General features: G+C 60.6%; 14 protein-coding genes and 1 pseudogene. 9 read left to right on the top strand and 6 right to left on the bottom strand.

Going from position 1 to position 9826, the window contains the following annotated elements; all coding sequences use genetic code 11:
* Window positions 1-8: 8 nt before the first annotated feature.
* From ACF8RA_RS08960 to ACF8RA_RS08970, 3 genes are read right to left on the bottom strand one after another with little or no spacing between them, the layout of a single operon-like run.
* Window positions 9-314 (bottom strand): DUF6482 family protein, encoded by a 306-nt coding sequence (locus ACF8RA_RS08960; protein ID WP_021782287.1) that lies wholly within the window; start codon window positions 312-314, stop codon window positions 9-11.
* Window positions 311-847 (bottom strand): DUF3833 domain-containing protein, encoded by a 537-nt coding sequence (locus ACF8RA_RS08965; RefSeq protein ID WP_003254010.1) that lies wholly within the window; start codon window positions 845-847, stop codon window positions 311-313. Before ACF8RA_RS08965 ends, ACF8RA_RS08960 begins: the two co-directional genes overlap by 4 nt.
* 2 nt (window positions 848-849) lie before the next feature.
* The gene (locus tag ACF8RA_RS08970; RefSeq protein WP_176684059.1) at window positions 850-1386 is read right to left on the bottom strand and encodes a chalcone isomerase family protein; all 537 of its coding nucleotides are present in this window, start codon (window positions 1384-1386) and stop codon (window positions 850-852) included.
* A 159-nt stretch (window positions 1387-1545) separates the two neighbouring features.
* Here ACF8RA_RS08970 and ACF8RA_RS08975 point away from each other — a divergent pair, with 159 nt between their 5' ends.
* The 4 genes from ACF8RA_RS08975 to ACF8RA_RS08990 all read left to right on the top strand — a co-directional run bounded on the left by ACF8RA_RS08975 (window position 1546) and on the right by ACF8RA_RS08990 (window position 4306).
* The gene (locus ACF8RA_RS08975; RefSeq protein ID WP_176684060.1) at window positions 1546-2037 is read left to right on the top strand and encodes a DUF1543 domain-containing protein; all 492 of its coding nucleotides are present in this window, start codon (window positions 1546-1548) and stop codon (window positions 2035-2037) included.
* 78 nt (window positions 2038-2115) lie between these two features.
* Window positions 2116-2886: an SDR family NAD(P)-dependent oxidoreductase gene (locus tag ACF8RA_RS08980; protein WP_392519084.1), complete on the top strand. Its 771-nt coding sequence runs from the start codon at window positions 2116-2118 to the stop codon at window positions 2884-2886.
* Window positions 2887-2981: 95 nt separating this feature from the next.
* Window positions 2982-3674 carry a DUF421 domain-containing protein gene (locus ACF8RA_RS08985; protein ID WP_392487955.1) on the top strand — a complete coding sequence of 231 codons (693 nt, stop codon included), beginning with the start codon at window positions 2982-2984 and terminating at the stop codon, window positions 3672-3674.
* Window positions 3675-3766: 92 nt separating this feature from the next.
* Window positions 3767-4306: a type 1 glutamine amidotransferase domain-containing protein gene (locus ACF8RA_RS08990; protein ID WP_392519086.1), complete on the top strand. Its 540-nt coding sequence runs from the start codon at window positions 3767-3769 to the stop codon at window positions 4304-4306.
* 56 nt (window positions 4307-4362) lie between these two features.
* On the opposite strand, the gene ACF8RA_RS08995 is transcribed toward ACF8RA_RS08990, so the two are convergent.
* Window positions 4363-4887, bottom strand: coding sequence for a hypothetical protein (locus tag ACF8RA_RS08995; RefSeq protein ID WP_176684064.1), 525 nt, complete (start codon window positions 4885-4887; stop codon window positions 4363-4365).
* A gap of 193 nt (window positions 4888-5080) precedes the next feature.
* Here ACF8RA_RS08995 and ACF8RA_RS09000 point away from each other — a divergent pair, with 193 nt between their 5' ends.
* The 3 genes and pseudogenes from ACF8RA_RS09000 to ACF8RA_RS09010 all read left to right on the top strand — a co-directional run bounded on the left by ACF8RA_RS09000 (window position 5081) and on the right by ACF8RA_RS09010 (window position 6491).
* Window positions 5081-5938, top strand: coding sequence for a glucose 1-dehydrogenase (locus tag ACF8RA_RS09000; RefSeq protein WP_103444542.1), 858 nt, complete (start codon window positions 5081-5083; stop codon window positions 5936-5938).
* Window positions 5939-5975: 37 nt separating this feature from the next.
* Window positions 5976-6107, top strand: a pseudogene (locus ACF8RA_RS09005) (hemerythrin domain-containing protein); the annotation flags it as partial.
* Between the two features lie 126 nt (window positions 6108-6233).
* Complete coding sequence (locus tag ACF8RA_RS09010) at window positions 6234-6491, top strand: hypothetical protein (RefSeq protein ID WP_223271121.1); 258 nt, start codon at window positions 6234-6236, stop codon at window positions 6489-6491.
* Here ACF8RA_RS09010 and ACF8RA_RS09015 read toward each other — a convergent pair.
* Window positions 6433-7374 (bottom strand): GlxA family transcriptional regulator, encoded by a 942-nt coding sequence (locus tag ACF8RA_RS09015; protein ID WP_176684159.1) that lies wholly within the window; start codon window positions 7372-7374, stop codon window positions 6433-6435. The genes ACF8RA_RS09010 and ACF8RA_RS09015 overlap by 59 nt on opposite strands.
* A gap of 109 nt (window positions 7375-7483) precedes the next feature.
* On the opposite strand from ACF8RA_RS09015, the gene ACF8RA_RS09020 reads away from it, so the two are divergent.
* On the top strand, window positions 7484-8281 hold the full coding sequence (locus tag ACF8RA_RS09020; protein ID WP_392487957.1) for an SDR family NAD(P)-dependent oxidoreductase: 798 nt from the start codon (window positions 7484-7486) through the stop codon (window positions 8279-8281).
* Between the two features lie 151 nt (window positions 8282-8432).
* Window positions 8433-9440: a zinc-binding alcohol dehydrogenase family protein gene (locus ACF8RA_RS09025; RefSeq protein ID WP_176684066.1), complete on the top strand. Its 1008-nt coding sequence runs from the start codon at window positions 8433-8435 to the stop codon at window positions 9438-9440.
* Window positions 9441-9559: 119 nt separating this feature from the next.
* Here the strand turns inward: ACF8RA_RS09025 and ACF8RA_RS09030 are convergent, their stop codons facing one another.
* Window positions 9560-9733: a hypothetical protein gene (locus ACF8RA_RS09030; protein WP_176684067.1), complete on the bottom strand. Its 174-nt coding sequence runs from the start codon at window positions 9731-9733 to the stop codon at window positions 9560-9562.
* Window positions 9734-9826 lie beyond the last annotated feature (93 nt).

Genomic DNA, 9826 nt, shown 5'->3' on the forward strand with positions numbered 1-9826 from the left:
CGTCCGGACTACCACTGGCTGGTGAGCGTTACCGGTACGCGCAGCGGCGCAATGGGGCCGTCGCGCTGCCCGCACATCTCATCGTGCACCACCTGCTGCACCAGCATGCACGGCACCGGCGGCAGGTCGGCCAGCAACTGCCGCAGTTCGGTCGTGGAGCGCACGCGCACGGGCTGCCCCTGGGCATCGCTCAATGTCACGGGGCCGGCGTCGGTCAGGGCACGCAGGAGGTAGAAGCCCCCCTCCAGCGACAGCAGTTCAAGTTCCTTGGCTTCGCCGGTCGAAACCAGCTGGGTCAGCGCGTTCAGGTTCATGGTGTGCCCTCTGGCAGGCGGCGGAAGAACAAGGTGATCTGGCCAATCTCCACGCCCAGTTTGCTCATGCTCGAGCGGTTGATCAGGGTGTCGTCATCCATGAGGTACATCCAGTCGTCCAGGTCTACCTGCCAGTGCCGCCCGTCGACTGGCAGATCCAGTTGGTAACGCCATCGCAGCGCGTTGCCCGCCACTTCCCCACGCGCCTCGCCGATCACGTCCCCCGCTGTTCCCCGCCAGCGCCCGGGGCCGTCCGGCACCAGCGTCCAGGTACGCTGCTGGCGTGTGCCATCGCTATAGAGGAAATGCTCGTCGAGGATCAGTCGTTCACCTTCGCGTCGGCTGTCGATGCGCACATGGAATCGCTTGACCACCTCACCGGAACGCTTCTGGAACATCCCCCACGCCTGAACCGGGCGCGAGAAGAACGCCGCCAGGTCCAGCTTCGGCTGCTCCTGGGCATAGTGCTCAATACCGACATTGCCACAACTGCCCAGAAGCAGGCAGGCAGCCAGCAACAGCGCTTTGTACATGTTCAGGCTCCTCGGTCATCGCCAGCCAGCCCAAGCAGCCGCTGACGCAATTGGGGGTCTCTGGCCCGCGGGTCGAGCCAGATGGCGAAGAAGGCCCGGGCGAACACCGGATCGTTGATCGCGTGGCTCAGTTTTCCGTCTACGTAAAAGCGGCAACCCTGCCCCGGCAGGTACAGGCCCGTGATGCGCATGCCAGGGCTCACGTCCACGAATGCCTGCTCTATCGCCCTGGTCCATGCCGCGCGCTGCTGCGCCGTCATGCTGCCGCCATCCAGGCGTTGCATTTCCTTGAGGCTGGCCTTGACCAGCGTGTCCCTGGACAATGACCGGTGATAGAGCAGCTCAAGGGCGAACGGCTGGTTCCAGCCCTGAACCGGGCCAACTGCCCATAACCGGGCGGTATACAGCCGCAGTCCGAACCATGTGAAATCACCGGCGCCCAGCCGTTGCGCCGCAGGCAGCTCCGCTCGCCAGTCTGCCGCCGACGACATGGCGGCTAGCAGCAGGCACAAACAGGTCCAACGTGCGGGGTGCGCCATTCTGACCTCGAGGACTTCGGGAAATATTATACAATAGTAGACTCTTGTACACATATTTGCTGGGGCATGTACAGATTTCAATGCCGAGCATGCACATTTCTGCAAGCCTCGCGCCCCGTTATCGAACACCCATGAAAGTCGAGATAGAAGGAATTGCTCATGCTGTACGTCGTCATGCTCGGTGGACGCCACCCACGGGCGAATATCGAGGTCCACGACGTGGTGTTCGCGCAGGCGGACTCACTTGAACAGGCCTACCCATATCTGCGCCAAGCCTGGTTCGGGAGCCGAACGGGCCTGCACATCGACGCGTGGATGGAAGTCGACGGTATTGACCGCTACCGCGTCGCGTTCAGCCAGGTAGCGCCTGGCCCACATGATCCCAGGCTGTTCTTCATCAACCTTGGCGGCTACGAGCCCGGGGTGTTTGGCGAGGCACACCGCTACCTGCTGGTGGTGGCGAAGGACAAGGCCGAGGCCAGGCAACTGGGCAAACAGCGCCTGCAGGCAGACTGGCTCAAGCCGCATACCGACGCGGTACTGGACGTCGACGATTGCCTGCCGATCGACTGGGTGAACGACCGTTACGTGCACTTGATCGAAGGGCCCCATGCCGGCTTACGGCAGTACAGTGACTATATCCTGCTGTGAGCTCACCCCTGCCAGTTGCAAGAACGTTGGCGGGCATCACAGGACGAGGCGCCAGCGCCCAGCCAAGAGGACACTCCGATGAGCCTGATCAACGACCTTCACACACCCGCCAACGTGCTGGTCTGCGGGGCCAGTGAAGGGATTGGCCTGGCATTGTGCACGCAGCTGCTGGCGCGCGATGACATCGGGCTGGTGTTCGCCGTTTCGCGACGAGCCACCACCAGCCCTGCGCTGGATACCTTGTTCAAGGAACACGGGCGACGGTTGGTTCGCCTCGACTGCGACGCCCGGTCCGAGCAGGCACTGCAAACACAGGCTGCGCAGGTGAGCGCCTGCTGCGACCAGCTGAACCTGGTCTTCAGCACGCTTGGCGTGCTGCAAGAAGGCCCGGCACGGGCTGAAAAAGCGCTGACCCAGCTTGATATGGCGGGGTTGCTGAGTAGTTTCACAACCAACTGTTTCGCCCCTGTTCTGCTGCTCAAGCACTTGCTGCCGCTGCTGCGTCGGCAACCGATGGCCTTCGTCGCCCTGTCTGCGCGAGTCGGGTCGATAGGCGACAATCACCTGGGTGGCTGGTACAGCTACCGTGCCAGCAAAGCCGCGCTCAACCAGCTTCTGCGCACTGCAAGCATCGAGCTGAAGCGACTGAACCCCGCTTCAACGGTACTTGCATTGCATCCCGGAACCACCGACACCCAGCTTTCCCGACCCTTTCAGGGCAATGTGCCGCCGGACAAGCTGTTCTCGCCCGCGTTTGCCGCCACCTGCATCCTGGCGCTTGTGAGCCGTCACGGCCCGGCGCAGAGCGGAACGTTCTGGGCGTGGGATGGCACGCCGATTCCTTGGTGACGTGCACGGAGAGCGCCCGGCCAAGTTGATGAACCAGGCATGCGCGAGAACGGTCAACCCTTTATCTGAAACCGGCAGAAGGAAGGGTGGAACGAATGGTTTCGTTTGATCTGCAACGGATGCTGATAGGCGACTTTCCTTTTACCTTTCTGCTGGAAGTTGCCGTGCGTGTTTCAGCGGCCTTCCTGGCCGTGTTCTTTTTTCTGAAGTTCAGTGGCCGTCGCGGTATCAGACAGCTGTCCCGGTTCGAGCTCGTGGTCATTCTCACCCTGGGCTCAGCGGCCGGCGATGTGACCTTTTACGAAGATGTACCGCTGCTTCCGGTGGCCGTGGTTTTCCTCACACTGTTCATGCTTTACCGAGGAACGGTCTACCTCATGAGGCGAAACAGAACCTGCGAGGCCTGGATCGACGGGCTGCCAGTCACGGTAGTGAAAGATGGCATGTACGAAATCCATTCGCTGCGTCACATGAACATTTCACCGAATGAGCTGTTCATGGAGCTACGCCAGCAAGGTGTCGAGCACCTGGGCCAGGTTCGACTGGGCCTTCTGGAAACCGATGGCGACCTCAGTTTGTATTTCTACAACCAGCAAGACACACGTCCCGGCCTCTCAGTGCTGCCGTTCGAGCATCGCCCAGAGTACAGATCACCGCCCGGCGCCGGGTTGCATTGCTGCGTGAACTGCGGTTTTCCGGCCTACCATGAGCCTCACGACACCCTGGCGTGTTCACGTTGCGCTCATACAGTCTGGTCGCCTGCATTGGATACCGTACGCAACCGTTAGCCTGTTCTCCCCATACCGCCAAGCATCGAGCAGGAACTTTGCTCGCTGTTTGCAGGCCCTTATGAAAGGCCTATCAGCACGAGGAGAGAATGATGAGTGCACAACTGAACGGCAAGCGCGTGGCCTTTCTGGTCACCGATGGTTTTGAACAGGTGGAACTGACCGGCCCGCGTGAAGCGTTGGAAAACAGCGGCGCAGTGGTCGATATCCTGAGCGAGAAAGAAGGCACGGTACGTGGCTGGAACCATGACGAACCCGCCGACGGGTTCAGCGTGGATGCGACTTTCGACAGTGCACAGCTTGACCTCTACGATGCCCTGGTGCTGCCTGGCGGTGTACAGAACTCGGACACGATTCGCTTGATGCCCGGCGCGCAGAAGCTGCTAAAAAGCCATGATGCGGCCGGCAAGCCGCTGGCGGTCATCTGTCACGGCGCGTGGCTGCTGATATCGAGCGGGCTGGCCAACGGTAAGCGGATGACCAGCTACAAAACCTTGCAAGATGACATTCGTAATGCGGGCGGTACGTGGCTGGATGAACCAGTGGTGGTCGATGGCAACCTCATTACCAGCCGCCAGCCGGATGACATCCCCGCTTTCAATGAGCAGTTGATCAAGGCATTGGCAGGCTAAGCCTGATGCTCTTCAGCGCGTGCTGGCCGCCCATGGCACCGACCAGCACGCGCTGGTCACGCCAGCTGGATGAAAACCGAATAGCTGCCCAGCAAAACCCAGAAGCACAGGAAAATCCAGGGCGTGCGCAAGGAAAACAGCAGCGATTTACGGTGCCCTGCCTGAGAGGTTTCGGCCTCGCAGAACAGCGGCGACTCGTCATAGGCCAGGCCCATCATCGGCTCGCTGCGCAGCAGGTGGCTCTGCTTCATCTGCCAGTGCTCGATAATCCGGAAGGCCGCGCGGATGCCAGGCCAGGCATTCAGTGTACTGAGCACGCCGAGCAGTGCGAGAAAAGCCGGCACCATCAAGGTGAACATCTCGCCCCAGCCTGGGTTCAGGTTGCCCATCGATGACACATAGGCAATCACCAGGAACGACTGGGCAGCAAGATAAGCGTCAGTGCGGTTGGCCAGGATGGTGGTCTCATACTGAATTTCGCGTCGATAGAAATCCAGTCGCTCTTTGGGCGTACCGAACATCCTCTCGCTCGTCTGGTCGATCTCATGCTCCGGCGTGGAAGGCGTGATGATTCGAGGCACTGCAGGCTCCTTGATAACGTGGGCCTCACCCATGCCAGCAAGCCCCGTCAGCGGTAGAGCCAGGCGGTTGGTAAAAATTCATTGGAAGTGGGTGCATCAACCGCTCGTCGCTCAGCACGAAGATCCACTTCAACACTGCCTTGGCGCGCCTTTCGAACGGAAATGAGCGTTTCAACCTGCAGGAGCTTCCAGCATGAGCGACTACCCTACCCCTCCATTCGCCTCCCAACCGCAAAGCGTTCCAGGTTCCCAGCGCAGGATGGAGCCGTATCCGGACTGTGGCGAGCAGAGCTACACCGGCAACAATCGCCTCGAAGGCAAGATCGCCTTGATAACCGGTGCTGACAGCGGCATCGGCCGTGCGGTAGCGATTGCCTATGCCCGGGAAGGCGCTGACGTAGCCATTGCCTATCTGAATGAACACGAAGATGCGCAGGAAACCGCGCGCTGGGTCAAAGCGGCTGGCCGCCAGTGCCTGCTGCTGCCCGGCGACCTGGCACAGAAACAGCATTGCCATGACATCGTCGACAAGACCGTGGCGCAGTTTGGTCGCATCGATATCCTGGTCAACAATGCCGCGTTCCAGATGGCCCATGAAAGCCTGGACGACATTGACGACGATGAATGGGTAAAGACCTTCGATACCAACATCACCGCCATTTTCCGCATCTGCCAACGCGCTTTGCCCTCGATGCCAAAAGGCGGCTCGATCATCAACACCAGCTCGGTCAACTCTGACGACCCGTCACCCAGCTTGTTGGCCTATGCGGCCACCAAAGGGGCCATTGCCAATTTCACTGCAGGCCTTGCGCAATTGCTGGGCAAGCAGGGCATTCGCGTCAATAGCGTCGCGCCCGGCCCGATCTGGACACCGCTGATACCGGCCACCATGCCTGATGAGGCGGTGAGAAATTTCGGTTCCGGTTACCCGATGGGGCGGCCGGGTCAACCTGTGGAGGTGGCGCCAATCTATGTCTTGCTGGGGTCCGATGAAGCCAGCTACATCTCGGGTTCGCGCTACGCCGTGACAGGGGGCAAACCTATTCTGTGAAAGTGCTGCCGGGGCCTGCTGACGCGGGCCTCGGTGCCACATCGAGGAAGAGGAAGAAGAGCTCTTCCCCACCGCGAAAAAACTGCTCGGAAAAGACCAACTGGAAGAGCTGGGGCTCGCCATGCAAGCCCAGAAAAAACTGCTGAAGGGTGAGCAACGGGCCGCGTGAATCAAAGGCGCCAGGCCAGGTCGGGCACGATCGACCCGCCCTGGTGCCATGGGTTAATGTTGGGGACTCGCTTCGATGGAGAGCTGGATCGACTTGCTGGAGTGGCCGGCCATGCTGGTCACGGTGGTGGCAGCCTGGTGCATCGGGTCGCACCGCCCAGGACGGCGCATGGTGGGCTTCTGCTGTTTTATCGCCAGCAACATACTGTGGTCAGTCTGGGGGTGGCATGCCCAGGCCTGGGCTTTGATTGTGCTGCAGCTTGTGTTGTGCGTCATGAACCTGAGGGGATGGCGCAAGAATAAAAGCGCTTCAACGAAAGCGCAGGTCACACTTGCCGAGCATCCCTTCGCACCGCCTGAGGAGGGACGCCAAACCCACGGATGAACACCTCGCGCATGTGCCGGCGGTCCCTGAACCCGGTTTCCTTGGCCACCACCTCCAGGCTGTGCCGGCTCTGCTCGATCATCAGCCGGGCAGCCTCGAGCCGCAGGCCCTCGATGGCCTTGGCGGGTGATTGCCCGGTCTCGGCAGTGAATACACGGGTGAACTGCCGCGGGCTCAGGTGCGCCACCTGGGCCAGTTCTTCCACGCTCAATGGGCGGCTGAGGTGGCCGCGCGCGTAATCCAGCGCGCTCTGGATACGGTCAGTCCTGGGCGACAGCGACAATAACTCGGAATGTTGGGACTGCCCACCAGAACGGCGTTGATGCATGACCATCTTGTGCGCCACCGACCTGGCTATCTCGTTGCCCAGATCCTTTTCCACCATGCCCAGGGCCATGTCCAGGGCGGCGGTCATCCCGGCGGACGTCCATATCGACCCATCGACGATGAAGATCCGGTCTTCCTCGACGTCGATCTTCGGATGTAACTCACGCAACTTGTTCGCGTAGGCCCAGTGGGTTGTAGCACGCCGCCCATCCAGCACCCCGGCCTGCGCCAGTACGAAACAGCCGGTGCAAAGGCCCGCAGTGCGCCGCGCAGCGTCGACGAAGCCCCGCACGCTGTCCAGCACCTCTTCACCGGGCGACGTCAACGGCGTCAGCGTACCCGTCACCATCCAGGTGTCGGCCAGGCCAGGGGCGGCCAAAGGTAGCGTCTCGACAGACATCCCCAACGAGGAGCGCACCGTGCCGCCACCGACAGAAAAGTTCTCGAGCCTGTAAACCGCTTTGCCGGCGACAAGGTTGGCAAACTCGAACACGGTTTGCGTTGCCAGGGACATGATTTGAAAGCCTTCGGTTAACAAATAGCCGACCCGGTGCATGGTTGAACCCCACTGAGCAATGTCCTGAAACACTACCATATACGTCCTTTAAGACAATAACCGTCTTCTGCATCATGGCTCCACCCACTCAAAGCAACGGAGTATCACCATGGCACAGGCATTCAAAGGCACCGCGCTTGTCACCGGCGCTTCCACCGGCATCGGTTCGCTCTACGCAGAGCAGTTGGCACGCCGCGGTTATGACTTGGTACTGGTGGCCCGCAACCGGGAACGCCTCAACGCATTGGCGGGCCGGCTCACCACCGAAACCCGGCAGAACGTGGAAGTGCTCCCGGCCGACCTGGCCAATACAGATGACCTTGCCAAGGTAGAACGCAAACTGCGCGAAGATGCCAGCATCAGCATGCTGGTGAACAACGCCGGCATCGGCACCCATACCAGCCTGCTGGAAAGCGATGTCGAGCGCATGGCCGAAATGATCAGCCTGAACGTGACCGCCCTCACCCGCCTGACCTATGCGGCTGTACCTGGCTTTGTGGCGCGTGAGCGGGGGGCGATCATCAATATCTCGTCCATCGTCAGCCTGGCGCCAGAACTGCTCAACGGCGTCTACGGCGGCAGCAAGGCGTACGTCACTGCGTTCACCCAGTCCTTGAACAAGGAGCTGGCAGGCAAGGGGGTGCAGGTGCAGGCGGTACTGCCCGGGGCCACCGCCACTGACTTCTGGCAAATCGGCGGCTTACCGGTCGAAAACCTCGACCCCGGCATCGTGATGTCGGCCCAGGACTTGGTGGACGGTGCGCTGCAGGACTTCGACAACGGGGTGCTGATCTCCTTGCCGTCAATGCAAGATCTGCAAGCCTTCGACCAATACGAAGCTGCCCGCCAGGCCTTGTTCGGCCAATTGTCCAGCAACCAGCTTGCACCGCGGTACAGCGCCAGCTGACGGTTGCGCGTGAGGCGCTTAAGCTTGGTAACGAGCGCCTCACACCATTTTCACTGAAGGAGAGAAAGTCTTGCGCTATTTGGCCAGTTTATCGCCTTAATCGAAACGACTAGCCTGAGCTCACTTTTCCCCTACCCAAGAGGTTGCGCCAATGAAGGCTGTCGTTTACACCCAACCCGGTTTGCCGATCCAGGACCCGCAGTCGTTGTATGACGCGCAGTTGCCCGAACCCAAGACGGGAGCCCGGGATCTGCTGGTCGAGGTAAAGGCCATTGCTGTCAACCCGGTCGACACGAAAATCCGCGCGAGCCGCGGCGGTGAGCAACCACAGGTTCTCGGCTGGGATGCGGTTGGCGTTGTTCGCGAGGTTGGGCCAGAGGTCACGCTGTTCCAACCTGGCGATGAGGTTTTCTACGCCGGTGCCATCGACCGTGCTGGCAGCTACAGTGAGCGCCATGTGGTGGACGAGCGTATCGTCGGACACAAGCCCCGCAGCCTGGACAATGCCAGTGCCGCAGCCCTGCCCCTCACCTCCATCACCGCATGGGAGCTGCTGTTCGACCGCCTGGGTGTTGAAGAAAACGGGGGCCAGGGCCAAAGCCTTCTGGTGATCGGAGCCGCCGGCGGGGTGGGCTCGATCCTGGTCCAGCTCGCCAGCAAACTCACGCAGCTGGTTGTCATCGGCACCGCTTCAAGGCCTGAAACCCAGGCCTGGGTCAAGGAACTGGGGGCACATCATGTCATCGATCACACCAAACCGATCCCCCATCAACTGGAAGCGCTCAAGTTGAACCCGGTCGATCATGTGATCAGCCTGACCCATACCGACACCTACCTCCCCCAACTGGTCGAAGTGCTACGTCCACAAGGCAAGCTCGCGTTGATCGACGACCCGGCACAACTGGATGTCATGCCGCTCAAGCGCAAATCCCTTTCCCTGCACTGGGAGCTCATGTTCACGCGTTCGCTGTACCAGACCGAGGACATGATCAAGCAGCATCAACTACTCGATCGCATTTCACAGCTGGTCGATGATGGCGTGCTCAAGACTACCCTCGGTGAGCACTACGGCACCATCAACGCCGAGCACCTCAAACGCGCTCACGCCTTGATCGAGAGCGGGAAAGCACGCGGCAAGATTGTTCTGGAAGGTTTCTGATCGCGTTCCGGTTCCGAGGCAAGGCTCAGCTTTCATGACCACCCCGGACTCCGCCTCGCGAATGCACAAGCCGTGAACCATCACCTGAAAGGAACGTTTCACGGCGGCTGCCGGCATCCTCAAGGCTTTACAGTGCGCCCTTTTTTCCACTGCGCTCTGGAGACACCTTCAGAGTAACCGGTGACACCGATCGCAACCTGCTGAATGCGGCCGCCATGCTGAAGGAAGGCCTCGACCTGCTCGCAGATGCGCACATGGGCTTTTTGGGCCGCGTTGGGGTACGTCTGGGACATGTTGGCATCTCGGTTATGAGCCACTGAACGACAGTCACCCGAGCAGGCACTATACACCCTGCATTGCCATCAGGGCCTGAAGCCTGCCAAAAC

It is taken from the genome of Pseudomonas sp. FYR_5 (assembly GCF_043106315.1).
Lineage (GTDB): Bacteria > Pseudomonadota > Gammaproteobacteria > Pseudomonadales > Pseudomonadaceae > Aquipseudomonas > Aquipseudomonas putida_Y.

Excerpts from the sequence above, each read along its gene's own strand:
- ACF8RA_RS08960 (WP_021782287.1), bottom strand. The coding sequence starts at position 314 with ATGAACCTGAACGCGCTGACCCAGCTGGTTTCGACCGGCGAAGCCAAG.
- ACF8RA_RS08965 (WP_003254010.1), bottom strand. The coding sequence starts at position 847 with ATGTACAAAGCGCTGTTGCTGGCTGCCTGCCTGCTTCTGGGCAGTTGT.
- ACF8RA_RS08970 (WP_176684059.1), bottom strand. The coding sequence starts at position 1,386 with ATGGCGCACCCCGCACGTTGGACCTGTTTGTGCCTGCTGCTAGCCGCC.
- ACF8RA_RS08975 (WP_176684060.1), top strand. The coding sequence starts at position 1,546 with ATGCTGTACGTCGTCATGCTCGGTGGACGCCACCCACGGGCGAATATC.
- ACF8RA_RS08980 (WP_392519084.1), top strand. The coding sequence starts at position 2,116 with ATGAGCCTGATCAACGACCTTCACACACCCGCCAACGTGCTGGTCTGC.
- ACF8RA_RS08985 (WP_392487955.1), top strand. The coding sequence starts at position 2,982 with ATGGTTTCGTTTGATCTGCAACGGATGCTGATAGGCGACTTTCCTTTT.
- ACF8RA_RS08990 (WP_392519086.1), top strand. The coding sequence starts at position 3,767 with ATGAGTGCACAACTGAACGGCAAGCGCGTGGCCTTTCTGGTCACCGAT.
- ACF8RA_RS09000 (WP_103444542.1), top strand. The coding sequence starts at position 5,081 with ATGAGCGACTACCCTACCCCTCCATTCGCCTCCCAACCGCAAAGCGTT.
- ACF8RA_RS09015 (WP_176684159.1), bottom strand. The coding sequence starts at position 7,374 with ATGCACCGGGTCGGCTATTTGTTAACCGAAGGCTTTCAAATCATGTCC.
- ACF8RA_RS09020 (WP_392487957.1), top strand. The coding sequence starts at position 7,484 with ATGGCACAGGCATTCAAAGGCACCGCGCTTGTCACCGGCGCTTCCACC.
- ACF8RA_RS09025 (WP_176684066.1), top strand. The coding sequence starts at position 8,433 with ATGAAGGCTGTCGTTTACACCCAACCCGGTTTGCCGATCCAGGACCCG.
- ACF8RA_RS09030 (WP_176684067.1), bottom strand. The coding sequence starts at position 9,733 with ATGTCCCAGACGTACCCCAACGCGGCCCAAAAAGCCCATGTGCGCATC.